The 26,970-nt window shown below is 54.7% G+C and carries 30 protein-coding genes; 18 read left to right on the top strand and 12 right to left on the bottom strand.

All coding sequences use genetic code 11. The features are described from left to right. Positions 1-277: 277 nt before the first annotated feature. A complete protein-coding gene (locus tag WG934_RS03550; protein WP_339977659.1) occupies positions 278-1,321 on the top strand; it encodes a hypothetical protein in 1,044 nt (347 codons plus the stop codon). Between the two features lie 19 nt (positions 1,322-1,340). On the opposite strand, the gene WG934_RS03545 is transcribed toward WG934_RS03550, so the two are convergent. Then, positions 1,341-1,961, bottom strand: coding sequence for a class I SAM-dependent methyltransferase (locus WG934_RS03545; RefSeq protein WP_339988720.1), 621 nt, complete (start codon positions 1,959-1,961; stop codon positions 1,341-1,343). Positions 1,962-2,041: 80 nt separating this feature from the next. Here WG934_RS03545 and WG934_RS03540 point away from each other — a divergent pair, with 80 nt between their 5' ends. Beyond that, positions 2,042-2,299, top strand: a complete 258-nt coding sequence (locus tag WG934_RS03540; protein WP_339977655.1) for a hypothetical protein — start codon at positions 2,042-2,044, stop codon at positions 2,297-2,299. A 12-nt stretch (positions 2,300-2,311) separates the two neighbouring features. Here the strand turns inward: WG934_RS03540 and WG934_RS03535 are convergent, their stop codons facing one another. After that, positions 2,312-2,974, bottom strand: coding sequence for a DUF1801 domain-containing protein (locus WG934_RS03535; protein WP_339989241.1), 663 nt, complete (start codon positions 2,972-2,974; stop codon positions 2,312-2,314). A gap of 148 nt (positions 2,975-3,122) precedes the next feature. Between WG934_RS03535 and WG934_RS03530 the strand changes: the two genes are divergently transcribed. The 8 genes from WG934_RS03530 to WG934_RS03495 all read left to right on the top strand — a co-directional run bounded on the left by WG934_RS03530 (position 3,123) and on the right by WG934_RS03495 (position 10,656). Further along, a complete protein-coding gene (locus WG934_RS03530) occupies positions 3,123-3,668 on the top strand; it encodes a type 1 glutamine amidotransferase domain-containing protein (protein ID WP_339988718.1) in 546 nt (181 codons plus the stop codon). Between the two features lie 123 nt (positions 3,669-3,791). Beyond that, positions 3,792-4,547: an SDR family oxidoreductase gene (locus WG934_RS03525; RefSeq protein ID WP_339988716.1), complete on the top strand. Its 756-nt coding sequence runs from the start codon at positions 3,792-3,794 to the stop codon at positions 4,545-4,547. Between the two features lie 171 nt (positions 4,548-4,718). After that, positions 4,719-4,988, top strand: coding sequence for an ACT domain-containing protein (locus tag WG934_RS03520; RefSeq protein ID WP_339988714.1), 270 nt, complete (start codon positions 4,719-4,721; stop codon positions 4,986-4,988). 103 nt (positions 4,989-5,091) lie between these two features. Next, complete coding sequence (locus WG934_RS03515) at positions 5,092-6,456, top strand: PFL family protein (protein WP_339988713.1); 1,365 nt, start codon at positions 5,092-5,094, stop codon at positions 6,454-6,456. Between the two features lie 277 nt (positions 6,457-6,733). Beyond that, a complete protein-coding gene (locus WG934_RS03510) occupies positions 6,734-9,028 on the top strand; it encodes a carbon starvation CstA family protein (protein WP_339988711.1) in 2,295 nt (764 codons plus the stop codon). After that, on the top strand, positions 9,028-9,219 hold the full coding sequence (locus WG934_RS03505; RefSeq protein WP_339977640.1) for a YbdD/YjiX family protein: 192 nt from the start codon (positions 9,028-9,030) through the stop codon (positions 9,217-9,219). Before WG934_RS03510 ends, WG934_RS03505 begins: the two co-directional genes overlap by 1 nt. Positions 9,220-9,367: 148 nt before the next feature. Next, on the top strand, positions 9,368-9,559 hold the full coding sequence (locus WG934_RS03500) for an Rv0909 family putative TA system antitoxin (protein WP_339988709.1): 192 nt from the start codon (positions 9,368-9,370) through the stop codon (positions 9,557-9,559). Between the two features lie 161 nt (positions 9,560-9,720). Continuing rightward, positions 9,721-10,656 (top strand): RluA family pseudouridine synthase, encoded by a 936-nt coding sequence (locus WG934_RS03495; RefSeq protein WP_339977636.1) that lies wholly within the window; start codon positions 9,721-9,723, stop codon positions 10,654-10,656. Positions 10,657-10,661: 5 nt separating this feature from the next. Here the strand turns inward: WG934_RS03495 and WG934_RS03490 are convergent, their stop codons facing one another. From WG934_RS03490 to WG934_RS03480, 3 genes are all read right to left on the bottom strand, one after another. Next, complete coding sequence (locus WG934_RS03490) at positions 10,662-11,864, bottom strand: ribonuclease HI (protein WP_339977634.1); 1,203 nt, start codon at positions 11,862-11,864, stop codon at positions 10,662-10,664. A gap of 67 nt (positions 11,865-11,931) precedes the next feature. Then, entirely contained in the window at positions 11,932-12,426 is a 495-nt protein-coding gene (locus WG934_RS03485) for a GNAT family N-acetyltransferase (RefSeq protein WP_339988708.1), read from the bottom strand. A 137-nt stretch (positions 12,427-12,563) separates the two neighbouring features. Beyond that, positions 12,564-13,940, bottom strand: a complete 1,377-nt coding sequence (locus WG934_RS03480; RefSeq protein ID WP_339977630.1) for a hypothetical protein — start codon at positions 13,938-13,940, stop codon at positions 12,564-12,566. 143 nt (positions 13,941-14,083) lie between these two features. Between WG934_RS03480 and WG934_RS03475 the strand changes: the two genes are divergently transcribed. Both WG934_RS03475 and WG934_RS03470 read left to right on the top strand, forming a co-directional pair. Next, entirely contained in the window at positions 14,084-14,893 is an 810-nt protein-coding gene (locus tag WG934_RS03475; protein WP_339988707.1) for an LURP-one-related/scramblase family protein, read from the top strand. A gap of 14 nt (positions 14,894-14,907) precedes the next feature. Continuing rightward, the gene (locus WG934_RS03470) at positions 14,908-15,255 is read left to right on the top strand and encodes a DUF488 domain-containing protein (RefSeq protein ID WP_339977626.1); all 348 of its coding nucleotides are present in this window, start codon (positions 14,908-14,910) and stop codon (positions 15,253-15,255) included. A gap of 49 nt (positions 15,256-15,304) precedes the next feature. On the opposite strand, the gene WG934_RS03465 is transcribed toward WG934_RS03470, so the two are convergent. The 4 genes from WG934_RS03465 to lepA form a co-directional block, all read right to left on the bottom strand. Next, positions 15,305-16,426 carry an ATP-binding protein gene (locus tag WG934_RS03465; protein ID WP_339988705.1) on the bottom strand — a complete coding sequence of 374 codons (1,122 nt, stop codon included), beginning with the start codon at positions 16,424-16,426 and terminating at the stop codon, positions 15,305-15,307. Positions 16,427-16,542: 116 nt separating this feature from the next. After that, the gene (locus tag WG934_RS03460) at positions 16,543-17,016 is read right to left on the bottom strand and encodes a hypothetical protein (protein WP_339988704.1); all 474 of its coding nucleotides are present in this window, start codon (positions 17,014-17,016) and stop codon (positions 16,543-16,545) included. Further along, a complete protein-coding gene (locus WG934_RS03455) occupies positions 17,013-17,342 on the bottom strand; it encodes a hypothetical protein (protein WP_339977620.1) in 330 nt (109 codons plus the stop codon). The genes WG934_RS03460 and WG934_RS03455 overlap by 4 nt, the downstream gene beginning before the upstream one ends. Before the next feature lie 135 nt (positions 17,343-17,477). Next, the gene (lepA, locus tag WG934_RS03450; protein ID WP_339988702.1) at positions 17,478-19,322 is read right to left on the bottom strand and encodes a translation elongation factor 4; all 1,845 of its coding nucleotides are present in this window, start codon (positions 19,320-19,322) and stop codon (positions 17,478-17,480) included. Between the two features lie 169 nt (positions 19,323-19,491). Here lepA and WG934_RS03445 point away from each other — a divergent pair, with 169 nt between their 5' ends. Together WG934_RS03445 and rpsT are read left to right on the top strand one after the other, a co-directional pair. Further along, complete coding sequence (locus WG934_RS03445; RefSeq protein ID WP_339977616.1) at positions 19,492-20,079, top strand: type II toxin-antitoxin system PemK/MazF family toxin; 588 nt, start codon at positions 19,492-19,494, stop codon at positions 20,077-20,079. Positions 20,080-20,289: 210 nt separating this feature from the next. Continuing rightward, positions 20,290-20,556, top strand: coding sequence for a 30S ribosomal protein S20 (gene rpsT / locus WG934_RS03440; protein ID WP_339977614.1), 267 nt, complete (start codon positions 20,290-20,292; stop codon positions 20,554-20,556). Between the two features lie 93 nt (positions 20,557-20,649). Here the strand turns inward: rpsT and holA are convergent, their stop codons facing one another. Then, positions 20,650-21,654 (bottom strand): DNA polymerase III subunit delta, encoded by a 1,005-nt coding sequence (holA, locus tag WG934_RS03435; protein WP_339988701.1) that lies wholly within the window; start codon positions 21,652-21,654, stop codon positions 20,650-20,652. A 265-nt stretch (positions 21,655-21,919) separates the two neighbouring features. Between holA and WG934_RS03430 the strand changes: the two genes are divergently transcribed. The 4 genes from WG934_RS03430 to WG934_RS03415 are packed head-to-tail and all read left to right on the top strand — an operon-like array spanning position 21,920 to position 25,160. After that, complete coding sequence (locus tag WG934_RS03430) at positions 21,920-23,149, top strand: alkane 1-monooxygenase (RefSeq protein ID WP_339989239.1); 1,230 nt, start codon at positions 21,920-21,922, stop codon at positions 23,147-23,149. A gap of 2 nt (positions 23,150-23,151) precedes the next feature. Next, a complete protein-coding gene (locus WG934_RS03425) occupies positions 23,152-23,325 on the top strand; it encodes a rubredoxin (RefSeq protein WP_339977610.1) in 174 nt (57 codons plus the stop codon). Next, positions 23,325-24,425, top strand: coding sequence for an FAD-dependent oxidoreductase (locus WG934_RS03420; protein WP_339977608.1), 1,101 nt, complete (start codon positions 23,325-23,327; stop codon positions 24,423-24,425). Before WG934_RS03425 ends, WG934_RS03420 begins: the two co-directional genes overlap by 1 nt. Before the next feature lie 54 nt (positions 24,426-24,479). Next, the gene (locus WG934_RS03415; RefSeq protein ID WP_339988700.1) at positions 24,480-25,160 is read left to right on the top strand and encodes a TetR/AcrR family transcriptional regulator; all 681 of its coding nucleotides are present in this window, start codon (positions 24,480-24,482) and stop codon (positions 25,158-25,160) included. Here the strand turns inward: WG934_RS03415 and WG934_RS03410 are convergent. Both WG934_RS03410 and WG934_RS03405 read right to left on the bottom strand, forming a co-directional pair. Beyond that, the gene (locus WG934_RS03410; RefSeq protein WP_339988698.1) at positions 25,157-26,329 is read right to left on the bottom strand and encodes a DUF6114 domain-containing protein; all 1,173 of its coding nucleotides are present in this window, start codon (positions 26,327-26,329) and stop codon (positions 25,157-25,159) included. The two genes, WG934_RS03415 and WG934_RS03410, sit on opposite strands and share 4 nt — an antisense overlap. Continuing rightward, a complete protein-coding gene (locus tag WG934_RS03405; protein ID WP_339978800.1) occupies positions 26,316-26,810 on the bottom strand; it encodes a DUF6230 family protein in 495 nt (164 codons plus the stop codon). The genes WG934_RS03410 and WG934_RS03405 overlap by 14 nt, the downstream gene beginning before the upstream one ends. Positions 26,811-26,970: the final 160 nt, after the last annotated feature.

Here is a 26,970-nt window from a genome sequence, read left to right as displayed (position 1 = left end):
TTTATTTGTGAAACAGTCCGCAAACGACGGTTTTTCTACCCCCGAACACACTTTGACCCAACCCCAAACACAACCGCCTAACAGCGTTAACGGGCGACAGGCGCGCTCCCCCCGACCGCCCGCAGGCAGCCCCACCCGACCAACGGGCGACCAAGTTCCTTTTCCATTTAGACTCTCGACACCCCTGACAGGCCTTCACGGTATTCTAATAAAATCAAATAGCCGACAATTGTTAATCCGCTTCACATAGTACGATTTCACGCAATACAGGTAGAGCATGATTATTGATTTCGATTCTCATCGCGAGAACGACGACATCCCGGGTGTCATCCCACCGGTTCCACTGCAGCCCGACCCTGCGGCCTGCATCGACCCCTTAGACACTCACCTACTTGACCTCGAAGCCGAACAGTCAAATGCCTCTATAGACAAACTGATTGCTATTGCAGATTTCATTTCACGCCATTCAAATATGAATGCCGAAGATGCCATTGCAATTGCTGTTCAGAGTCCTACAACAAATGAAGTTCATACAGCTGACATTTGGCGTAGATCCGGCCTTTATGTAAAGCCCGGCACCTCACCGCTCTTCGCCCGTGATCAACTCGGAAACAAGCATTTTGTGTACGACATGGTCGATGTCGAACAGTTAGAAAACGAAAATGTCGACCAACCACCTGACCCGCACGTCACACCGTCATCAAGCTTTGTCATCGAGCAACTTCGCTCTAGCTCCTTCCTCGATGGCATTTCGTTCTGCAGCGAAGATGACATCAAGAAGCAGGATCTCCCGCGCAATGAAGCTGTCGGTGGACCATACGGCAGCATCATCGGCGCATTCCGTCATGAGCTTCCTCCAGTGCACAAGCAATTCCGCGTGTGCACGTCCCCCGAGGTGTGGCACTCGTATAGCTTTCCGCAACACTTTGGCCTGCTTGTTGACGAATCGTTGACCGGCCGTCCACAGCTCGCTCAGATTGCGGTTGATTACGCACGCATCTTGCTAGGACACCTCGGGCCCTGCAAGTCCGATGCAAACTGGAATAATCACGACGACGCAGACTCGTTCACAGATGTCGAGATTCAGGAGTTCGAAGCTCAACTGGTGGCATGGTTGTTCCTGCGGCGAGGCAATCTCAATTGCCATCCGACTTCATTCCTGAAAGAGGTGCTTCTTCCGCCCTACCTCGAATCAGGAACAACCCCTGCAGAAATCAGATTGGGAAAGATTGCATGGGCAGTCGCTCGGCTCGAATCCCATGTCCACAACATGTTCCTGCCCAACTGGCAATGCCGAACCGAGATGATTATTCACCCTTAGACGCCCTGCCTGCCTACAGCTACTCGACGCGCTCCGCGAAGACCACGGCATCGACCGCTCCCGCACCACGCTCTAGCCGCTGTTTTTGCTTGACGACGAATCCGTCGCCAAGCGCAGACGCTACTTCGCCAGCATCGTAGAGGACTTTCGGATTTCCCGGACCGTGCCCTTTGTTGTCGTGGTGATGAGCAATGATGGCCACGTGTCCACCGGGCGCGATGGCCGTGCGGACTACTGACCAGAGTCGAGCGCGTTCTTCCGGCAGTAAATGGATGTAGGCGCAAACGATGAGATCGTAGGAGTCCTGTTCGGGATTCCACGTAGTGATGTCGCCATGTTGAAGTGTCGCCGCGAGCCCTTCAGCGCCTAACGCTTGTCGAGTATGAGCCAGCCCCACATCAGAGAAGTCGAATGCAGTTGTGTCCCAGCCATTGCGCGCGAGCCAGACCACATGCCGTCCACGACCTGAACCGACGTCGATGGCGCGATTTTTCGGTGTCTTCGGGGTGAGCGGATCAATAAGCTCGCGGAGAATCGGGTTCGGCTCACCTGCGAAGACGTCATGTCCGTCAGGGTTACCATCAGGATGTCGTTCTGCATCGGCTTCGAAACGCTGGTTCCAGAACTCAGAATTAGACATACCCGGGAGGGTACCTAAGATAAGACCTACATGCCGACACCACTAACCGGCAGGTATTGCCAAAAAGGAGTCTCTTAGCTGTGCCTACGAATCGACGACTTTCGTTCGTATCCGCGACTATCGCATGCTCCGCACTCGTACTGTCCGGCTGCGCAACGGATAACACGACGGCACCAACTTCGGGCGAAGCACCACAGGAAACGCCTTCAGCGCCAGCTCCGAGCTCCACAATTGACGCACCCGAAGCAGCACCCGAGGCTGGCATTCTCGGCGGAGACGATGCCTTACTGTGCAATGGTGCTAGCTGTGATGCCACCAATGGGGGCTTCGGTTTCTAGCCGACCACCCCGTTAGTCATTTCCATTGATCCACGCGCGACGGATCAGTTCTTCAAGCACACCGAGGTCAATGTCTTCGGGCTTATTGACGTACAGGCAACCTCTACCCCGCGAGAACTTGCCAAGTTTTGTCAGTAATTCCTCGGCACCGTCGCCGTCGAAAAGTCCGTACAACGAAAGCTTGGCCTTCCGAGGACTGAATCCGACTCGGAACCAATCCCCTTCGCGACCATTGTCGTATATAAAGTGAGTTTCGCCGTAGCCAATCATCGATGGCCCCCACATCACCGGCTTTGCACCCGTGACCCGATCGAACATGTCGAGCAGGAGACGCCCATGAGTGACTCGACGCGGCGCTTCAAGTTGTTCAATGTATTCAGCGGGAGAAATCTCAGTAGGCCGGGTCTTGATGTCATCTGACGTAACGCCGGTGTGTTTATTTGTCATGGTTAAGGTACGAGCCGGCAACAACGGAATATCACCACTGAGCGACATTCCCTTGTCTTTCAACGCTTCATTGAGACGTTCCAGACCTCGCTTGCCCACACCGTGCAAAGAAATCAATGACGCATAATCAACGCCGTCGAGAGACTCCAGATCTGGGAAACCCGCGTCTTCAAGAGCCCTGCGCAATGGCGCACTCACACCTGGAATGGTCTCGAAAGGCGTTGCCATAAGTAGGTTCTCCGGTTCCCGTTGACCTGCGGATTGTTGCTGAACTGCAATTCCAAGAGTACCGGGAAATCCTGGCGAGCCGACGTGTTCTTCGCTATGGTCGGGCACTCAACATAGTTCACAAAGATCGTAGGGAAAGGAATCACTCATGAACGCATTAAATGAACGCCTCAAGGGCCGCAAGATTGCAGTTCTTGCAACGAACGGTTTCGAGGATTCCGAGCTGACGAGCCCGATCGAAGCTGTCACTGCTGCCGGCGCAATCGTGCATGTCCTTTCGACGGATGACGGCACGATCGAAGGAAAGAACGGCACGACGGTGGACGTCGACAAGCTTACTTCTGAGGCAAAAGCCCGTGACTACGATGCCCTGATTCTCCCCGGGGGCACCGGCAACGCCGACACGATTCGATTGGATGAGGATGCAGTGTCATTCGTCAAGGACATCGCCGAGGCAGCCAAGCCCATCGGAGTTATCTGCCACGGTGGCTGGATTCTGACCGACGCCGATGTCGTGCGCGACCGAACCATAACGTCTTTCCGCTCAATCAAGACGGATCTGGTCAACGCCGGTGCACGATGGATTGACGAGGATGTCGTTGTCGATTCCGGACTCATTTCTTCGCGAACCCCGGATGACCTCCCCGCGTTCAACTCCGCAATCATCGACGAGTTCGCAAAGGCAACTCGCTAACAACCCCGCCCGTCCATAACGCCCAGCTAAACTACCCCGCTGAACTCCCGCGGTCGTTTACGTAGCCTGGAAGGTGACGTACCACTTTCCTTCGCAGTTCGACTCATCTGAGGAGTTCACGGAATGTTTTCACTCAACAACCGCACCGCAATTGTCACCGGTGGCTCTGCTGGCATTGGTCTCGGCATCGCCACTCAGCTCTCGGAGGCGGGTGCCAACGTGGTTATCGCCGCGCTTGACGACGACAACCTCGCTGCAGCAGCATCCGCCCTCCCCAACGCCCTCGTGCTTGCCTGCGATGTGACGTCACTGGCTGACTGTAAAGAAGTAGTGACGAAGGCCGTCGAAAAGTTTGGTTCTGTCGATATTGTGGTAGCGAACGCGGGAGCGTTCCCACAGAAGGCTATTGAGGAGATTGATTCGGAAGTAATCGGCAAGCTGACGGAACTCAATGTTGGTGGAATGGCCAACATTGTTTCGGCGGCGCTCCCAGAGTTAAAGAAATCTGAGGCAGGGCGCGTGATTGCCACCAGTTCCATTACGGGTCCGTTTACCGGCTACCCGGGTTGGGCTCATTACGGCGCGACCAAGGCAGCTCAAATGGGCTATGTCCGCACTGCCGCCATCGAACTGGCGAAGTACGGAATCACCGTAAACGCAGTTTTGCCAGGCAATATTGTTACCGGTGGCCTGGAAGGACTCAGCCAAGAGTACCTCGACACTATGAGTGCAGCGGTGCCGGGCGGGAAGCTGGGCGAACCTGCAGATATCGGTAACGCAGTGGTCTTCCTTGCATCGAAGGAAGCCAAGTACATCAATGGCCACGGCATTGTGGTTGATGGTGGCCAGATTCTTCCTGAGAGTGCGGACGCATTGTAAGAGCTGCGTAATAGCTGACATTCTGTAATACGGAGAACTCTGCACAAGCCCCTACTCATCGGCCGTTGAGTAGGGGCTTTCGACGTGAGTTGCCCCCACGAGGGCCATCACTGTTTTAGCTAACAGAGAGACGAAGGCGACACTTCTGAAGCCTGGGCATAAACTGGATTTATGTTCGCAATTATGACTGTCACTGGCACGGACCACCCAGGCATCATCGCTGCTGTTGCAACCGGCTGCGCAGAGCTCGGAGTCAATATCCACAATGTTTCTCAGACACTGATGGATCAGTACTTCACCATGATTCTGCAGGTAGCGTTCGACGAATCGACGCTCGACATCGAAACATTCCAGAACAAGATGCACGAGATTGAAGAGCAGGAAAAACTTGTCATTCGCATTCAGTCGCAAGCCATCTTCGATGCAATGAACTCAATCTAGAGGCTTTTTTACCGCCACGCCCTTTGCGCTCGCGACTGCGTCCGCGACGTACTTCAACTGACTTTTACAGTCCTCGCATTCAGCTCCCCCACAAAGGCAGATCATGACCAACCAGTTTTCGTCGGCAAGCATTCTTGAAACTATCGACATGATCGAGAAGTACCGTCTCGATATTCGTACCGTAACGATGGGCATCAATTTGCTCGATTGCATCCGCGGAACCATGAGCGAGACGTGCGTGGCGATTGAACAGAAGATCACGACGAAAGCGGCGAGGCTCGTTCCCGAATGCGAGGCGATCGAACGTGAACTTGGCATTCCGATTGTGAACAAGCGCATTTCAGTCACACCGATCGCACTGCTCGCGCAAGCTGTGCAGGGCAATCCTGTCGAGCTTGCTCATGCACTCGATCGCGCGGCAAAACAGGTTGGCGTCAATTTCATTGGTGGCTATTCAGCTCTCGTAGAAAAGGGCATGACTGACGGCGATCGTCGCCTCATCAATTCCATTCCGGAAGCCCTGACGAATACCGATATCGTGTGTTCCTCCATCAACATTGGTTCCTCGCGGACGGGAATTAACATGGATGCGGTGAAGGAAATTGGCCGCGTCGTCAAGGAGGCGGCTGAGCTGACCAAGGACCTCAACGCGATTGCCTGCGCAAAGCTTGTCGTGTTCGCAAATGCGGTTGGTGACAATCCTTTTATGGCCGGCGCTTTCCACGGTATTGAAGAGGCAGATTGCGTGGTCAGCGTCGGTGTTTCCGGCCCCGGTGTCGTGAACAACGCGCTGGGCAATCTCGACGGCCGCTCGCTCAATCAAGTCGCCGAAGCTATCAAACAGGCGGCTTTCAAGATCACTCGCGCCGGACAGCTCGTCGGATCCATGGCGGCCGAGCGCATTGGCGTACCGTTCGGCATCGTGGATCTCTCCCTCGCCCCTACTGCAGAAAAGGGCGATTCGGTCGCACACATCCTTGAACACATGGGCCTTGAGCAAGTCGGCACCCACGGCACGACCGCTGCCCTGGCTTTGCTTAACGACGCGGTCAAGAAGGGCGGCCTGATGGCCTGTTCTCGCGTCGGTGGCTTGTCCGGTTCGTTCATTCCGGTTTCCGAAGATAAGGGCATGATCGATTCGGTGCGAGCGGGACACATCACGATTGACAAGCTGGAAGCAATGACCGCCATTTGTTCTGTAGGCCTCGACATGATTGCCATTCCAGGCGACACTTCAGCGGAGTTGATTTCCGGAATGATCGCCGATGAAGCAGCAATCGGGGTGATGAATCACAAGACCACGGCAGTTCGCGTCATCCCAGTCCCCGGGACTGGCCCCGGCGACGAGGTCAATTTCGGCGGTCTCCTCGGCTACGCTCCCGTAATTCCAGTATCAACGGTCGACAATGCCACGTTTATTCATCGGGGCGGTTTTATCCCAGCACCAGTGCACGGATTCAGGAACTAGCTGACAATTTCTTAGTCTCCCGCGCGTTCATTAACATTGCTCACGTTGTCGCTTCAGATGTGAGCAAACCAACTCACTACCTGCATGTGCGATGCCACCACAGCCGGCGTCGTCGAAAAGCATTTTGTCTACTTTTACCCCTTTCGTATACAAAATGTGATTTGCTGCACACAGATCGTTAATAGTGCTCTCAGCTTTGCGACGGTCCTGCAGTCACCACTGCTACCCACTGGGCACATCAGAATTGAACGCACCATTTTCTTAAAGGGGAGATGCCATGAAGGCACCTGAAGGCGTGGAACTACTCCAGCCCCACAATGACTTGCCCCCGGTCGGCTACATCGATCGCCGACCAATGCCAGTCGCGCAGCGAATTATCTTCGCGCTCATCGCTATTGTCGCAACTGTTGGCTGGGCAATGATCGCCCTTGCACGTGGTGAGAACATCAACGCCATTTGGCTAGTTCTCGCCGCGATTGGCACGTACAACGTCGGCTACCGCTTCTACGGTCGCTTGATTGAATACAAGGTCATCCGGCCGAAGGATGACCGCGCGACCCCAGCTGAGTTGTACAACGACGGTAAGAATTTCATGCCAACTGACCGGCGCGTATTGTTCGGCCACCACTTTGCAGCTATTGCAGGTGCAGGCCCGCTGGTCGGACCGATTATGGCAGCTCAGATGGGCTACTTGCCGGGCACAATCTGGATCGTCTTCGGCGCTGTTTTTGCCGGCGCGGTGCAGGATTACATGGTGCTCGCAATTTCCACGCGTCGCCGTGGCCGTTCACTCGGCCAGATGATTCAAGACGAAATGGGCAAGGTTGGTGGTGTCTTTGGCATCATCGGCATTCTCATCATCATGACCATCCTCATTGCTGTCTTGGGCGTCGTGATTATCAATGCCCTCGCTGAGTCCCCATGGGGTGTTTTCTCCATCGCGATGACCATTCCGATTGCCATTTTCATGGGCCTCTACCTGCGCTACTTGCGCCCGGGTCGGGTCTCGGAAGTGTCGTTAATTGGCGTCGTCCTGTTGCTTCTGTCCATTGTGGCAGGTGGCTGGGTCAACTCTGATCCGTTCTGGCACGACGTCTTCCTATGGGATAAGACCACACTTGCCTGGTGCCTGATCGGCTACGGTTTCCTCGCGTCTGTGCTGCCGGTCTGGTTGCTGCTTGCTCCTCGCGACTACTTGTCGACGTTCATGAAAATCGGCGTCGTCGGGTTGCTGGCAGTGGGCATCGTGATTGTCCGTCCAACCATTGAAATGCCAGCCGTGACGCACTTCGCTCTTGATGGCACGGGTCCGGCTTTCGCTGGCCAGCTCTTCCCATTCCTGTTCATCACCATTGCTTGTGGTGCGTTGTCTGGTTTCCATGCCTTGGTTTCTTCCGGCACTACTCCGAAGTTGGTGGAGAAGGAATCCCAGATGCGCATGATCGGCTACGGCGGCATGATCATGGAATCGTTTGTAGCTGTGATGGCAATGTGTGCTGCCGTCATCATTGATCAGCACTTGTACTTCGCGATGAACGCCTCCGCTGCCCTGACTGGTGGAACTGCGGAATCAGCAGCGGCCTACGTCAATAGCCTCGGACTCTCAAGCCCTGACATTGATGCGGCACTACTGAACACCGCCGCACAAAATGTCGGCGAGCAGTCCATTGTCTCGCGTACCGGTGGCGCACCGACGATGGCGTTCGGTATGTCTCAAATCTTGGCTGGCGTTTTCGGCGGCACAACCATGCAGGCTTTCTGGTACCACTTCGCCATCATGTTTGAGGCACTGTTCATCCTCACCACCATCGACGCTGGTACCCGTGTTGCCCGCTTCATGCTGTCCGACGCAATCGGCAATATCCCTGGCATGCAGAAGTTCCGCGATGCATCGTGGACTCCAGGCAATATCTCTACGTCTGCCATCGTCTGCTTGGGCTGGGGTTCCATTTTGGTCATGGGTGTCACTGATCCGCTCGGTGGCATTAACATGCTCTTCCCTCTCTTCGGTATCGCAAACCAGCTATTGGCCGCGATGGCGCTGATGCTGGTGACGGTGGTCGTCGTCAAGAAGGGCCTGGTGAAGTGGGCGTGGATTCCGGGAGTCCCGCTAGCATGGGACCTTGCCGTGACGATGTACGCGTCGTGGCAGAAGATCTTCTCGTCAGATCCAGCAATCGGTTACTGGGCGCTGCACAATGCATTCAAGGATGCGCGTGCACAAGGACTGACCGAGTTCAAGAATGCGAAGTCTGCTGAAGATATCGACGCAGTTATCCGCAATACCGCTGTTCAGGGTGTTCTGTCGGTGGCCTTTGCACTTGTGACGCTTGTTGTCATTGCCGCCGGTATCGCAGCGATTCTACGCGCGTTGAAGGCCGGGGCCGCCCGCGGTATCGATGTTGGAACCAGCGAGGAAAAAGAGATTCCGTCCCGCTACTTCGCACCGCTCGGCTTCAACCGCAAGGATGTGGAAAAGGACATCGAGGCTGCGTGGGAAGAAGTACCTGACGACGACCCACGTCGCTTCCACGACACAGCCCATTCACACGCACACGTTGGTGGCCACTAATGGCGGGAGTTGTGACGTGGCTGAAGGGTGCGCGTTGGTACGTCGGTGAACTCATGGGTGACCATGATTACCAGAAGTACTGTGATCACTTGCGGATTCACCATCCGGACCAGCCCATACCGACGGAGCGGGAGTATTGGCGGAATCGACATGCTGAGTCGGATGCGAATCCGCAGGCACGGTGCTGCTAGCAGCACCTGATCAGGTACACCCCGTATCTGTGGGATTCGGAGCACGTAGAATTAATGATTGATCACTGCTGTGCCTATCACGGTCCATCACGTTCGCCATTCATGTTCACTGCGGACGTTTCTCGTGGCCAGGCGCAGCATCACCTCAGTGGCAAAGTTGGAGAACAGCATGGGAATTATGGACAAGGCTAAGCAGGTACTCGCTAACGAGGAGCAGACCGACAAGCTCCTGGATAAGGCTGAGGAGTTCGCAACCAAGAAGTACGGCGCTGACAAGGCTAGCCATATTGCAAAGGCCCGTGAGGTTGTCGACAGCAAGCTTGGCGACGAGAAGAAGTAGCCACGAACTTATTGGCTTGCGATAAGCAATTCGGGCTATGGTCAGAATTCCTGGCCCTAGCCCCTTTTTGTTTATAAGTGGTGAGAAAGATCAGCCGTCCACGACGCGCAAACCCCCGAAAACGATCCAATGCCCCGAATGGGCCGAACCGTCGGAGGAGCGTGAAAGGACAGTACGGCTCGAAGGGGCTGTCCTTTTCTGCTCGCACAATAGAAGTACCCGAAGATCACGCTGGGCGACGCCTCGACAAGTTCATTCAGTCCCAGCTCAAAGGTGTCCCCGCTACCCTGCTGTTTCGCCTGATGCGTGAAGGAAAGATCCGCGTCAATGGCCTGAAAGTGAAACAGAATCATCGCGTCGAGGGCGCAGACATTATTACTCTTCCCGCAATCACGGTCGAGGAGACGAAGGAACCACAACGAGTTCCACAGCACTTATTAACGAAAGTCCGCGAGTCCATCGTTTTCGAAAACGATGATCTCATCGCAGTGAACAAACCTGCGGGTCTCGCTGTGCATCGTGGCACTGGTGTTGATGCCGGAGTCATCGAAGCCCTCCGCTTCGCTCGCCCGGACATCAAAGAACTAGAGTTAGCGCACCGCATTGATCGCGAAACGTCAGGCCTGCTGCTGGTGGCAAAAACGTCTACTATCCTTCGCCATCTCCAGGAACTTCTGCGCGAAGAAGAACACCGGATCAAACGCTACTACCTTGCGCATGTCGATGGTTATTGGCCCACTGACCTCGCTGTCAGCCACCAGCCCCTCCACCGCACGCACCAGCGCACGATTGTGGCGCCACATGGACTACGCGCCGAGACACGATTCGCCGTCGTCAAGCGCCACGGGCAAGGCTCAACAACTATTGAGGCGCAACTACTCACTGGGCGGAAGCACCAGATCCGAGTACATTGCGCCGATGCTGGGCACCCGATCGGTGGAGATTCCCGCTACGGATCTGATGCTTTCAATAAGAAGGTTCGTGGCCGAGGAGTCAAGGGGATGCTTTTGCATGCGCATCGCGTCGACATTCCGATGCCTGATGGTAACGAGCTGACGTTGACCGCTCCGACTCCTGCAGAGTGGGAGAAGTTGTAGCGAAACTAGCCTGCCAAACGCGCCTCGCCTGAAACTCCGACAGACGAAACAGGTAGGAACTGTGCATTTGTCAAGCCTTCGGCCAGCGCATCTTCTACTAGTTTTTGTTCTTGCTCGCGGATCAAATCCTCGTCGAGTGCGAACATCCCGGTGCAGCGGTTGCGATGTCGCGCGAGGTCGTCGGCAAGTTCGTTCAATGGATGCCCATTATGTCCCCGCACCCACTCCACGTGAATGCGAGGTCCCGCTACCAACTTCCGAAGCTCCGCTAGTTTACGGGTGCTACTCAAGTGCGAGGTGGACAGCTTTCTCTTCCCGAAAACCATCTCAATCGCATGCTTGCTGTCGCTGAGTAGGACAATGCGACGCCCTCGCGGCACTCGCGAGTTACGATCAAGTTCGGTCAGCGCTTCGTGCATTGCGAGCATCTCAGCCTCTGCGATGCTTACTCCATTGGTCTGTTGAGTACCGTGCATTCCCTCGGCGCTGACCCAACCGATCGCGGCTTTCTGCGAATATCGGTCTTTCGACGCATCAGTGGCAACGAACAACGGTTCCATGAAGCTCTCTTCAAGCTCTCGAAGTTCAGCTTTACGCTGGTAAATCTTCAGAACTTCGCCCTTGGCGATTCGTGTTGCAACATCCACCTGCTTCTCAACCAACGGGCAGCCTCGAAGTGTGGCTGTCGCACCCAAAGGACAACCTGACAGGCTTGCATCAAATAGGTCTGGATCGGAGCTGGTAACTGTGATCAAAACTCGACCGTGAGTCTTTTGGATTGCACCAACCTTTGACATGAGCTGTAAGTAAACGGAATCTCCTAACAGCTTTGTCATATCTCGACCCAACCGCTTCACGAGCGACAAGTCATGCTTCCAATACGATGGGCCACGACCCAACCCCGACCATGAATCAGACACGACAGCAGTCCAGGTATTGAAGGCATTGCTATCTGCCGCATCAGCGTCCTTCAGATAATGCGAGGCCTGCAGGACACCACTGACACACGCGATCCCGTCGCGAAGATAAGGCACCAACGCAATCGTGACAACGGTTGTGTCACCCACGCACCGCCCACGCGCATCGCGCAACTTTCCGTCGTCTTGTGGAACTACGAAGAGTCGCGCCCGATCAATCTTCTTTGTCATATTGGCTGGGCTTGGGATAGTTCGATTAGAGGATGGGATTGGTGCGGTGCGTAGGTTCATTGTGGTCAGTGCTCCTGGCTTGTCTTCAACATTTTTGCGTTGACCACACGCTATGGCACACGCCGGATTACGAATCTCGATTAAGTTTTCGAACCATCGTTATATGTTCTATGCCCGCTTCCACAAACACGTCGCCCACTTCCACAAAGCCGCACTTGGTGTACAGACCTTTTGCCTGCGTTTGCGCATGCAACACAATTGACTGCCCCGGATGCTCGCCAAGTGCTGTCTGCATTAGCTTCTCTGCGAGCCCTTCTCCCCTGCGCGCTAGCTTTACGACGACCCGACCAATCGTCATCGGATACTCTTCAGCATCATCATCGATAGTTGTGATGACACGAAGGTAGGCAGCCAGCTCACACGGAGCACCCGAGGAATCTCGACGCTCAGATTGAGCGTCCATGATGAATATGTGCTGCGTCGTTGGTTCCAGATCGCGCCAGTCCATCTCGGGTTCTGCACATTGTTGTTCGAGGTAGAACACATCGGTGCGTAGTGCCGAAATGGCGTACACCTCGGTGGGTGTCAGTTCGTCGAAACGCTTAATAATGCAGTCGCACATGTTTAGAGCAACTCCCTTATTGAACGATTGTTGAGCACCTCTTTGAAACGCACGACTCGTGTTCCTCCATATTGGCGATTTCCATGCCATAACCCACAATCCAAACGTTCGGTGGGAAGCCAAGTACTTGTGAGTCGTTAGTTTTTTACCCCAATGGCGCTCCCACTCTTCTCACAAATCAGGTCGTATTCATGAGAAGTTCCATACCTCGGCATTGGTGTGGCACAGTTCCAAGTATCCACTTCACGCATCTGCGCGCGACCGTAATACTCGTCATGTGGAAGGTCAATGTATTTCTGCATGACTGTGATGGCCTCTTCACAGTCAACTTCGCCTTCCTTTACTATGACATCCTGTTGCGACCGGTTTCCCTCTCGCCCAGTTCGAACCTTCCCACAAACATCCCCAACCTCGCCTACCACGGATTCTTCTGGTTCGTTCTTTTCAGATGACGCATCTCTGATAGTGGTCCTGTTGGTGAGGGATTCCACCACTGGAACTGATGGATTCTGCCTGTCTCGCACTTCCACTGAATTCGATCCAGCGGAGCATGTGACATCCGACCCTGATCCAGCGGTACATTGAAGATCGCCTACCGACAGGCGGTTCCCTTCTTGCAGCACTTTGTACGGGAAAGGCTCGAGCCCCTTTACCGGACCAGAAAGACGCGCTCCACTCTTATCCAGGATCAGCTCAGTTGCATACCCTTTTACACTGTCATCAGCGTGCGGATCACTTAGGTTTAACGAGCAGACAACAGATTCTCTCGAATTAGACGGACCTGTAGACATCCAGCAAACAGTTTTCTCGTCTTCCAAGATGAAGGCATAGCTATCGGTTGCACCTACACGATAATCCGCCACATCGACGGCCTTGGATTCTATTTCGGTGCTTTCAGAAGATTGAGCAGGAGACGCAACCGTTGATTTGCTGCGTTTTTCAACTGCAACTCCTATCTCTTCAATGTCCCGATTATCACCTGTGATCTCGACACCAGACCATTCCCTGCCATTCCTTAGCTGACATCTCAGAGTCTCCCCATCAACTGCGCCACAAGTAACATCACCTAACGTAACCTTTTGACCTGTCTCCAGCTGTGTCGCGGAGGGCGGAATCCCCTCGAATACGGTGTATTGGTACTCCTGATCACGAACAGTCACCATACTTGGTCTGCCTGTATACGGAGGAATGTCCAGATCAGGAATATCACTTGCTGGCGTGCCTGAACAGCTGAACGATTCCCCATCGAATAGACACATGCCATCGATGTCTCCGCCGGTGTTGTAGTCAAAGGAATACTTGGTCTCTAAGGAGCTACCTCTTTCTGCTTCGAATTGTGCTGGATCAATTTCTTCGAGGCCCTCGAACAGATCGTCATCTTGACTTCGCACGGACTCAACCGAAGTCTTGTCATTACCTTCAATCTGGTCTCCGTCACACGCTATCGAGAACACTGACAGCGACGCTGCGGACAACAATAATAAACACCGATTTTTAATATCATTCAGTTTCATGATCCAAACATTATTACCAAAGACCATTAACCGCAGTCGAACCATAAAAATGAATGCTGGTAGAAGATATTGAAGACACTTACCCTTGTATTGAAGACACTTACCCTTGTAATAGCCCTTACAGCGCACGCAATCAGGAGTAAATGATGACTTCGAATCCGAACAATCCCAACTCGTATTGGAACAACCACGAGTCGTACTGGGATACTCACGGCGCACAAGGACATCCGGGGACACAACCGCAACCGCAGCAGCCGAACTATTCGCAGCCTCAGCCCCAGCAGCCTTATCAGCAGTATCCGCCACAGCAGCAACCCCAGCAGCCTCAGCATGGTTACCAGCAGCCATATCAACAACAGCCCCAGCAGCCTTACGGTGGGCTATTATCTCGAAATATGCTGGCGATTCAGCAGATTCGCAGTTTCATGCGTGACAACTTCGACATTCTTGACGAGAATGGTCAGGTCGCGGGATACGTCGAAACGCAAGGCAGTCGGCTTGGTCGCATGCTGATGGGTTCGCGAAAGCTCACGGTTCACGAAACCGACGGGCGCCCGCTGTTTGTCGTCACCGATCCAGTGAATTTTGTTCGCGACACATTCCACGTGACGTTGCCTGGTTCCGATCAGCCGATGGCAATTATCAGGAGCAGGTTCTCTCTTCTACGCCGTCGAGTCGATATTGAAATGCCTGGTTACGCCACATGCCAAGTCGAGGGATCGATGTGGGATTACAGCTACCGTTTCCTCATTAATGGTCGCGAGGTTGCTCACATCGAGCGGCATTGGGCTGGCCTAATGAACGAACTGCTCGAACGTCAGAAGTACTTCGTCCGACTCGCCCCAGACGTTCCGACTGATCTGCGCATGGCAATTCTCGGCAGTGCAATCGCAATCGACTTGATGAAGGAGAAGGACAAGGGCGATTCGTCAGCTATCTTCGACTTCGACTGAGCGCGGTCGCAATCATGCCTATTCTCATCAAGCGTGTGTACGAGGACCCATCTGACCAGGATGGTTACCGAATTCTCGTCGACCGACTGTGGCCCCGTGGCATCAAGAAAGATGACCTACCGCTCGATGAGTGGTGCAAAGAAATCACCCCATCGACCCAGCTCCGCAGGGAGTTTCATGCGAGGCACATCGACCAGGTTGAATTCCAGGAACGCTACCTCGCGGAGCTCGAAGGCAGTCCAGACCTCGCTCGCATTGCGACGATCGCCCAGTCAGGACAGGTCACTCTCCTGATCGCAGGACGAGATGTCCAGAACTCTCATGCCCACGTACTGAGAGAGGCAATCGAAGCAGCGGGCTAGATCCCCGCCTCGCCGGTAGTCGCGCCACTGCACTGAGCGCCGCTTCCCATTAAGAAGCGTCGGTCCGAAGCAAATACTCCCGCAGGAATGGCAAGGTAAACGCAAGCTCGCCTCGACGGGGACTGACGATCACGCCCGCGTCGAGAAGCGCTCGCCTTCGCATCGACAATGCGGTCGTCGTTGTGTCCAGCTCATCAGCAATATCGCTGATTTGCGCGGTGCCATCCTCTGCGACCCGGGCCATCGCATACAGAAAATCCATCTGGCTTTCGGACAACGGTCGCAACGCTGGTTGATGCACATGTGATCCCATGCGCTGTTCAACATCCGACTCGATGGACTTCACGTGCTGCAACCCAATGACGTTATTACTGTCCAGCGTCGCTGCTGCCCAGGACAGCGAACCAACGACCTGAATCAAATAGGGATAACCACGGATAATCCGCGTCGCATCGGCGACCGCATCATCGGTAACCTCCCTACCGGCGCTGGTGATCGTGTCCGAGAAAGTACGCGCCACATCATCATCGGAAACTGCACCAAGCTCGATGTGCTCAGCACGTCGAAGAAACGTCGTTCCTTCGTGCTGCAACAACGCGTTGATACCCTCCGGCAACCCAGCCGCAGCCAACGCAATGTCGTACTCATCGCGAATGAGGTCCTGGATAGCCGTCGCCAAGTCCGCCAACTCCTCCAACTTCGCGGACTGCACCTCGTCAAGCGTGATCAACACACCTGCCCTGTGCGTCCGCACGGCCTCCGCCAGCTTTCGGAGTTCTGTGGTTAGCGTCTTGCGGGACTCTTGCTTCTCGACGATTTCCGTCGACAAGCTCACTCCCGCAACTCGTGCGCCTGTGACGCGTCGGCTCGGCGGTGCGGGTTGAGAGTCCAGGGATTCGAGGGCATCTTTGATGGTGGGGTCGACAAGATTGTCGATCATGCCGGGACGTGGCGAAGCACGGAGTACGAGCCATCCTTGTGAGCGGGCGATGTCTTCGATCTCGTTGAGCATTACCGTTTTGCCAGTGCCCCTAGGACCCGATAGGAGTGAGACTCGTAGGGGCGCGCCGATGCCTTCCGCGAAGGCAAGCTGAAAGCCACGGACCAGGTCGTCGCGTCCAGCGAGCACCAGAGGTGAGAGACCGAAACTTGGGCGGAAGGGATTATTCATACTTTGCAGTATAAAGTGTATAAATCAATCCTGGAAGGCATTTTGGTGGATACTAGTATTTTTCAAGTATGAGGTGTCAATGTCTTCTCTGACGGCCGCTTCTTCCAAGCTGCCAACTAGGCTTGCCGAATCCGCTGCGACACTTGAGAGCGTACTTGCTCAGCGTGCACGATAGCTTCGATTCGTTGTGCAGTCGCCGGAGCAGTCTGGCACATGCGAATCGCGTTCTCGCATTCTACATACAGCTGATCGACCAATCGATTCGATTCTTGCAGCTCAGTTTCTAGTGGCGTACCAATGCCTTTCGTTGCCGTAAGAGCCATGAGCTCTGTTTGCAGAGCACTCAAGTCCGCACAACAATCTCCCGCCATCGCAGAAATCTCAGCCTCAATCTTTGTGATTTCTCCACGACGACGGACTTGCAACCAGCCCCACACGGCGAGCGCCAACGAGCCGACGACACCACCAACGACAATCACTAGGCCGAGCACCCACAATGCGATCGCGAAGGTCCATACAGCAAGAGCAATAAGGAACAGACCTGCGAAAAGTGTCAGGCAGCCACCACCTGACCCCTTGGAGTTACTCACTGCCCGCTCCCCTCTGAAAGATTCCCGATCAGATCAGAGGCAAGCTCAATGACAAACAGGCCGATCACTACCGCAAGAAACGCCAGTACCATTGCACCAAACGTGATCACCATGGCCATTCCAACACCATTGCCCGGGCGTTCAGAAAGATCTGAATTTAGCTCCTGAAGCTCCGTGACAAACGCCGCCTTCTCGTTAGCCGTTGCCAGAGCCACTCTGCGCGAACGCATCCACCTCACTGCGTCCAGGTCAAACTGCTTCGAACTTTCACCGTCGTCAGCTGCCCCACTCCCAGCCAACTCTTGTTTCGCATCATCTGCACTCATGCCACCAAACTACGAGATGATGCGGACTAGGACCTTACCACGTTTTCGAACATCCGTTCAGCGTCGCGTCGATAGACCTTTGCCACGACGAAAATTCCGTCGAAACTACTCCTGGTCGAGACAAGGAAAGAGTGTCTACTTTCCCTCATCCGTCGACAACGCCGCGACGAATGCTTCCTGTGGCACCGACACCGAGCCAATATTCTTCATGCGCTTCTTACCGGCCTTCTGCTTCTCCAGCAGCTTGCGCTTACGCGAAATATCGCCACCGTAGCACTTCGCCAAAACGTCCTTACGCAGAGCGCGAATGTTCTCGCGGGCAATAATCTTCGAACCGATGGCAGCCTGCACAGGCACCTCGAACTGCTGACGAGGAATCAGCTCACGCAACTTCTTCGTCATCTTGTTGCCGTACCACTGCGCGTTATCACGGTGCACAATCGCCGAGAACGCATCCACAGCATCGCCCTGCAGCAAAATATCAACCTTCACCAGGTCAGCTTCCTGCCAACCAGCGTCTTCATAGTTCAGCGATGCATAGCCCTTAGTGCGCGACTTCAGCATGTCGAAGAAGTCGAAGATGATCTCGCCCATTGGCATCTTGTAGCGCAGCTCCACGCGATCCTCGGACAGGTAATCCATACCACCCATCTCACCACGCTTCTGCTGGCACAATTCCATGGTCGTGCCGACGAACTCGCTTGGCACGATAATCGTGCACTTGACCATCGGCTCCCACACCTCGCGGAGCTTGCCCTCTGGCCAGTCGCTTGGGTTATGCACGGTGATTTCTTCGCCGTCTTCTGCGACCACGCGGTACACCACGTTAGGCGCCGTCGAAATCAGGTCGAGGTCAAACTCACGCTCAAGACGGGTACGCGTGATCTCCATGTGCAACAGCCCCAGGAAGCCACCGCGGAAACCAAACCCAAGAGCAACAGATGTCTCTGGTTCGAAGGTCAACGATGCGTCGTTAAGCTGGAGCTTTTCCAGAGCATCTCGCAGGTCTGGGTAGTCTTCCTGCGAAATTGGGAACAGGCCCGAGTACACCATCGGGTTTGGTTCTTCGTAGCCTTCCAGTGGCTCCTCGGCAGGCGTCTTGTTCAATGTGACGGTGTCACCGACCTTGGACTGACGCACGTCCTTCACACCGGTAATCAGGTAACCAACCTCGCCGACGCCCAAGCCCTTCGACTTCTGCGGTTGTGGCGACACAATGCCAATCTCCAGCAGCTCATGCTTTGCACCAGTCGACATCATCTGAATGACATCACGAGGCTCCAAGCGACCATCCACCACACGGATGTACGTGACCACGCCACGGTACGTGTCGTAGACGGAGTCAAAAATCATGGCACGAGTTGGGGCATCTGAATCACCCGTCGGCGCAGGAACCAACTCACATACTCGGTCGAGTAACTCTGGCACACCCTGGCCGGTCTTACCCGATACGCGCAGCACCTCTTCAGGTTCGCAACCAATAATGTGTGCGATTTCCTCCGCGTACTTATCAGGATCAGCCGCTGGCAGGTCAATCTTGTTCAGCACTGGCACGATCTCCAGATCGTTCTCCATTGCCAGATACAGGTTTGCAAGGGTCTGCGCTTCGATGCCCTGGGCGGCGTCGACAAGCAGAATCGCACCTTCACAAGCCTCCAAGGCGCGCGAAACCTCATACGTAAAGTCCACGTGACCAGGCGTATCAATCAGATGCAGCACAATTTCTTCACCCTCATGCGCACCCGACTTTGGCACCCATGGCAGGCGCACGTTCTGCGCCTTAATAGTAATGCCACGCTCGCGCTCAATGTCCATGTTATCGAGGTACTGATCACGCATATCGCGATCTTCAATAACACCCGACAGCTGCAGGATGCGGTCCGCCAGCGTCGACTTTCCGTGGTCGATGTGGGCAATGATGCAGAAGTTGCGGATCTGCTTTGGATCCGTAAATGTCTGCGCCGCAAAATTCCTTGTCACGTTGGGTCTACTCCGTACCTAAACTCATGGGCAAATGATTCACTGGCCTACATTACCTGGCCACCTACGTAAAACAGAGTCCGTTCCGCGCTTCCGCACGCCACGTTCACGCTATTGTTGGCGTAGAGCCGTTGTGCGGCTTGCAAAACCCAGTCCAGGAACCATTTTCATGACCTCGCTTAACGACGAATCCGCCACCACCTCATCTCCTTCACCCAAGGGGAAGTCTCGTGGTTTTCGTGCACGCCTGGCCGAGTGGTTTCAGGGCAACGACAGCCTTGACGAAGCACTGTCAATTCTCAACGAACAGCTCGGACTTGTTCCGGAACCTGCCGAAGTCGACGACAAGGACCACGAGCCTGTCACCATCGCACGTCCATCGGCTGAGCTCGCACGCTCGATTCTCTACTCCCCTGATATGGACGGCCAGACTGAATCCGGGGAAGTTGTCCGCGTTCACGTCCAGATCGACGGCGACCACCAACCTATTCACGAACGCTCGGCAGTTGTCCTAGGTCGTGACCGCCATGCCCTTTTGGGCGCACTCATTTCTACGCGCGAAGAACACGCGAATGACCCAAAGTGGCTCTTCATCGGCACTGGCGCGTGGGATCCACAAGGTCGACCATCATGGGTACGTATCGACCGCATTCTCATCATTCCGGAGTCCGGTATTCGTCGATCCGGCACGTTCATGCCTCGCCGTCGCTTCGACCGCATCGCTTCCCGACTCCGCTCCGACTACCACTGGTCGTAACACTTGACGACGAACTCGTCGTCAAGCACATACGCGATTAGGGAATACGCTAAGTCCGCTGGTAATATCGCGCGAGTTGTTCACATACTGATTATCTGCACGCTGCGGGCAGGACCTTGGGTTCGCGGGAGTTGTAGGACACGGCGCCGGGCCAGTTCAAACCGGAATCGGGTGTGACTACCACCGACTACGGATACAAGAGGTATCAACATGGCAAACATTAAGTCCCAGATCAAGCGTAACAAGACCAACGAGAAGGCTCGTCTTCGCAACAAGTCGATCCGCTCCGAGATCCGTACCGAGATCCGCAAGCTTCATGCAGCTATCGAGGCTGGCGACAAGGCTGCTGCTCAGGCACAGCTGAAGGTTGCTTCCCGCAAGCTGGACAAGGCAGTGTCCAAGGGCGTCTTCCACCGCAACACCGTTGCTAACAAGAAGTCCGGCATTGCAAAGGCTGTCAACAAGATGGAAGGCTAATTTTTAGCTTTCTTTTCTTGGGTCAAGTTTTTGGCCGTTGAACATTGCGCCTCATCAGGTTTTCCTGGTGGGGCGCTTTTTGCTGGGCTGGTGTCAGCGCCGGTGCGAGCTCATCGCGATTCGGGCGATGTCCAGCACAGTCTGCTCGAAAACGTATTCTGGCTCGCTAGATGCGCCTTTCACTGCGGCTTCCAATTTGGAGGCAACAACTTGTGCTTCCGCAACCGCTGGTGTCGACCATTTCCTGGCTACACGAAGAGTCTTCTCCAGCTTCCATGGTGGCATGCCGTACGTGCCAGCATCGCGACGGGAGTTGACGCCCTGGACGGCATGCAAGCGTGCGATGTCCCCGACCATGCCTGTCAGCGCCGATGACAGCAGCACCGGCGATACACCGAGCTGGAGTGCCCGGCGCGCTTTGCCCAGCGCATGTTCGGCGTCGCCGCTGAGAGCAAGTTCGGCAATCTCGAAACCCGATACTTCCGCGGTTGCGCCGTAGTAAGTGCGCACCGCAGTGGGCGTGACCTTACCGCCGGTGTCCGCACATAGCTGCGAGATTGCCGTTGCAATTTCGCGCAAGTCCGATCCCACCGCATCAAGCACAGTGTCCACCGTGGCTTTCGATGCTTTCACGTTGTGCCGGTCGAACTCACCCCGCACGAACTGTGGCAGGTCATTTCGCTTCAGAGCTTGTGCCTCGAACTGGCGGACTCCGAGTTTTCGCAGCGTCGGCACCATTTTCTTCTGTCGGCCTTCACCCGAGTGCTGCAAGATCAGGGTAATTCCCGGGGCTGGGTCCTTGACGGCATCCACGATGAGATCTGCAGCTTCCTTACCTGCCGCATCACAGTCAGTGAGTACCACGACGCGATCCTCGCCGAACAACGAAGGGCTCAGCAAGTCCAGCATTTCTGCAGGAGTTACGTCGCCTGCGCGCAGCGTATTGACGGGAACTGCTCTGCCCTCTGGATCAAGCTCGGTGGCTGCATTGCGACGTACTGCCGCGATGATCGACAATCTCGCGCGGTCAATAAGCAGACCTTCCTTGCCAACGATCACATTGACTGGTGCTGGCGTTGCCCCTGCTGAATTACTCACGCTCCCATCGTGCCAGATTCCCCAAGTGCAACCAGGATTCAGGAGCTTCAACACTGATCGCGCACTAATAAATTTTTATTTAGTTCCTCAAAACTGATTGACAATGTGGGCCAGGTCACACATTATGTGTTTATGAGACAGTGCGTCTCACAAGCAGCTGACGATGGCACATCGCAATGGAAGCCAAAGTCAAGCATGAAGGAGGAGAGGAACCATGACGCTGAATCCCGAAACCTCACAACGCAGACGGAAGCGGTCCGATGCCATGGGACTGCGTCGCGTAGCCGCCGCACCGGACTCCGACGCTCAGGTCGACCCGTACTCATGGAAGGATCCGAAACGATACTTGTGGCTTTTGGGTCTCATCCCCGCAGCCGCTGTCCTTCTAGCCTGGGGACTCAGATCTCTTCTGGGATTCTGGTTCAGTGGTTGGACTATCGACTGGGCATGGTGGGGCGGCCCGATCGTTGTTTTCATCATCATTCCGCTCCTTGACTACTTCGTCGGCAACGACGGCGCGAATCCACCTGACGAAGTAATGGCGAAGCTTGAGGCCGACAAGTACTACCAGTGGACCTTGTACGCCTACATCCCACTTCAATGGGGATCGCTCATCGCCGCTGCGTACTTGTGGGGCCGTGGCGATTTGTCAGTCTTTGACTCTATTGGCCTCGCACTAACCGCAGGTGTTGCATCTGGAATCGGAATCAACACTGCCCATGAGCTTGGACATAAGAAGGACCAGTTAGAGCGTTGGCTCTCGAAGATCACTCTGGCACCAGCTTGGTATGGACACTTCTACGTGGAACATAATCGCGGGCACCATGTACGAGTCGCAACACCCGAAGACCCCGCATCCGCACGATGGGGAGAACCCATCTATCACTTCGTCTTTCGAAGTGCGTGGGGCAGTTTGCTCCACTCGATCGAACTAGAGAAGAAGCGTGCGTTACGGAACAAGCGCAGCTTTTGGCACCCCGACAATGATGTACTCAACGCCTGGGCAATTTCATTGGCACTCTATGCATGCCTGACTGCAGCATTCGGCTGGGAAGTTCTTCCCTACCTCATCTTCCAAGGCGCGATCGGAATTCTCTATCTCGAATCGGTCAACTACATCGAGCACTACGGGCTGCTTCGAAAGAAGCTTGACAACGGCCGATACGAGCAATGCCAACCACGCCACTCATGGAATGCAGATCATATCGTCACCAATGTCTTTCTCTACCACCTACAGCGCCATTCCGATCACCACGCGAACCCTACCCGTCGCTACCAGATTCTTAGATCTTTCGACGAAGCCGGAAACCTCCCCTCGGGGTATGCCGCAATGATTGCGGTCGCAATGATCCCACCCTTCTGGAGGGCAATCATGGATGACAGGGTGATTGCTCAGGCCGACGGGGAGCTCGACAGCATCAATGTTCTTCCATCCAAGCTTCCGCAACTGAAGAAGCGGCTTGCTGAATTGTCCTACAGCGAAACTGGAGAGTAGTCATGGATTACAAAGTTTTCGAATGCCTACAGTGTGGATTCATTTACGACGAGGCCGAAGGCTGGCCCGAAGAGGGCTTTGCTCCGGGCACCCGTTGGGCAGACATCCCGGAAGACTGGTCATGTCCTGATTGCGGTGCAGCAAAGACTGACTTCGACATGGTCGAGTTGCCGTAATGAATAATGTCCATATCGTAGGCGCAGGTCCGGCTGGCTGGGCAGCTGCGTGTCATTTGGCACGGGCTGGCTGGACAGTCGATCTCCACAGCGCAGAATTACACCAGCCTTACAATCGGGTCGAGGTATCGAAATCTCTCTTGGCTGGAACCGCAGACATCGAAGATCATTCCCTCGGAGCGATTCCGGATTCAGTAACGCTTCACATGGGAGACCAGGTGCGTTTCAACGGCCACAGTCTCGTGAGCCAATCAACAAACTCTGCGCTAACTTCCCCAGTAATTCTGGCAACAGGCGCAATTCCGATACCCCTCTCGGAGTTCCCCAATGCGTTTGCACTCCGATCCGCACATGATTCCACCAGAATTCGAGAAGCACTTGGAGACAAGGCCTCGCGTGTCGAGATCATCGGGGCCGGTGTGCTGGGCATGGAAGCTGCGAGTTCGATAGTTGACGCTGGCCACCGGGTACGAGTCCATGACCTTTCCCTCACTATCGTTCCCCGAATGCTGTCGCCACATGCTGGTCGTTGGCTACAGGGTGTGCATGAACGAAGAGGTGTCGAGTTTTCGCTGGGCACTTCGCCAAAGATCACGACTGACTCGGTCATCATTACCGCGATCGGGATCCGCCCGGACACATCGCTTGCTGAGCAGCTAGGACTCAACATAGACGATGGCGTAGTCATTGATGACCTTGGCAGAACTTCGAAAGCAGGTATCTACGCTGCTGGAGACTGCTCAGCGAGACGAATGGACAACGGTGACGTTCGTCGAGACGAGGACCTTGCATCAGCTCGCGCATCTGGCATTCGCAGCGCACGCGGTGTGCTGGTAGATGCAGGCCAAGGCGAAGAACTTTCTCCTGCCGAGCCATCAGTGTCTCGGCGATGGAGCACACAAGCAGGCCTACGGATAGTTGCTTCACAGTTGTCTGGAGCCTCCGCTGATGGAGGTAGCGAACTCATTGTGACTGCCACTGATCAGGAGTACGAGTCGGTCTCAGTTTCCAACGGAATTGTGACTCGAGCAGTGGCTATCAGCGCTCGTCCAAAACCACGCGGGGTTCTATCCATGGTCGGCAAGAGATGGAATGACTAGCACCCTTGCTCGAAAGCGCTGACGTCCATCGAGACTCCCGATATTCTTTTCAGAATGAACCTTGAATCAGCGCACCCGTCACATCGTCGTCGGTTAACTGCTGTGCAAAGGCGGGAGGATATCCTCGATGCAGCTGCCACGTTGTATTCGACCGGCAGTCCTCATGACTACACAATTGAGGACATCGCACAAAAAGCTGGAGTTTCTAGGGCAACCTTCTATCGCCTCTTCGAGGGCATCGAAGATCTCAAGGCATCCATAATCGGCCGAATAGCGACTGCATTCCAGAAAAGGATGTTCTCCGGGTTCGGATCAGATAACCAATGGGTGGAACTCGTTTGCGGCATTCAAGAATTTTTGTCCATTACCGACGCAGTTCGCTGTGAAGTGTTGTCGTTACTGGACAGTCACAGCCAAGGCACCATTGCAGAAGGTATGCGCTCTGCAATCGTTGCGGAAATTTCTCGACGAGTTCGTCCCATCAAAGAGACTCAACTTGGTCACGCTGCGCTGAGGACGTGGGTTGCTGCGGCTGAGTATCAAGTTCGGCGATGGTTAATGGCTCGATCCGAGGATGAGTCTTCTGCTGAATCTCGAGAGGTTGTTGCTGAACGACTTGCAGCCCTACTTATCGCAGTTGTGGTGGCGTTTAAAGAAACAAACGACGATGCATTCTTAGAAGAAGTATTTCAAGTCTTGGACGAGGGGCGAACTCATGCCGGCGAGGCAGGCTAAGAAATACTAGCCGAAGCTGGCAACTTCAGTGCGTCTGCTCTGACGACGAAAGTTTCCAAGCTAACGTTCCTCAGTACCAATTCATCGGTCACAACATCAGGTAGTCCCAACGAATGTGATGCGAGCAGCTCTAGTAGTGAATCATCGATGTTTCGAGCATCAATCGTGACCGGGAACAATTCCCCCGATTCGACGCCAGGTGTCGCGGTGAGAGACCGAACGATGATGTGGAAGTTGCCCGTCAGTGTCGATATGGTGCCAGGCGCTGTTGTCAGACCTACTGCCACCCCCTCGGCTTGCAGGCCTAGATTGTCGAGCTCCACGTGGTCAGCATCCAGTCGAATCGATTGAATAACTTCCCCCGATGGAACAGTCACTGCTGTTTCAGACAGCCTCACGTTTCCAAGCAATCGCACTGAATCTGCTGTGATGATCTCCATCGTGTTGGATACCGCGAGCTCTCCTGCCCTAGGTGCAGGCGCCTGTCCGAGATCGAGACCTGCTCCTGGGGCCTGTAAGTCATCCACCTCTGGTGGCTCTGGTACCAACTCACTTGGGTGTGGAACTGCAGGTGGATCTGGCAAAGTCGGCGGCAGTAGCGGTGGCATTGGAACTGCCCATTTATTCTGAATCGGCGGTGCCGGCCACATCGGTGGAGCAGCTAATGCTTCGGGTGGCGGAGACTTCAGCAACATGGCAATCGCCCCTAGCATGACGACCGTCGCGACGAGTTGTGTTGACGAATCGCGACCTTGATCTGCCTTGCCTCGCTTCTCATCTGGACTCCATGACAAAGCTAGCGCCCCACCGATAAGCGCCAGAGTTGTGCCCAGAATAAACCCACCAAAGTTGGAAGTGGGTAGTGCAACGATAGCGAGCACCATGGCTGCGATACCTGCGAGAAAACGCGCGTCTTTTCCGAACCACGTCAAGATTCCCGAGGCGATGAGCAATGTGCCAATCAATAGCGTTGATACACCTGACAAAGATGAGATGCTGATTAGCAATCCCTGCACATCAAAAGTCAGATACGCCGGGGTGAGGATTACCGCTCCGGCCAAGACCATGCAAAGGCCAGCGCCAAACGGGCGGTTTTGGCGCCACTCCTTGAATGCCTTTCCTCGCGGAGTGTCGGTCGGTTGTTGCTCAGTAGATTCAGCATCCACCATTCGAACCCGTCTCCACGTTGATTTTCGCGCCGGCGATTGTCAAAGAGTCTGCTGCGACCGAAGTCACTTTGAGTTGTTGGTCTTGCACAATCATTTGGGTAGCAGTCAGCCCCCAGGAACCTCCAGGTGCTCGCTCATCCACTTGGTTGGCATCGATACCAATTTGAGGGTTGGTCATCGTCAACGCACCATTGATGTCTTTAGCACCCACGAGAAGATTCTCAGCACCAAAGTTCTGACCCGGAACTTCGAGTTTGAAAGTTGCCTCGCCTACTCCCGGCACATTCCCTAATGGCGCTGACAGACAAACGTTTGTTCCTTGGGCTTCCCCGAACCGCAACTTCGACACACCTGCCTCACCGTCTCCGGCCTTCTCGGCACCAACGAACAAACTAGATTTGTCACCTACAAGTTCATCGACGGTCAGAGTCATCACAGTTCCGGACAACGCAAGGTTTGCAGAAATACCACCCTGCGCCATAGCCACGCCAGTCCCACCTGCAACGAAAAGACCTGCGGCTAAGATGCCAACAAACCTGGACCTTTTCACATGCCCCATGTCAATGTCGCCTCCATTTTCGCCACTGCTTGCCAGACTGAGTCTTTAGAACTAGTTCCGACCAGTATTTTTATTTTCGAAA

This window comes from Corynebacterium sp. H78 (assembly GCF_037572275.1).
In the GTDB taxonomy this organism is placed as follows: Bacteria; Actinomycetota; Actinomycetes; order Mycobacteriales; family Mycobacteriaceae; genus Corynebacterium.
This window is presented reverse-complemented; position numbering and strand designations above follow the sequence as displayed.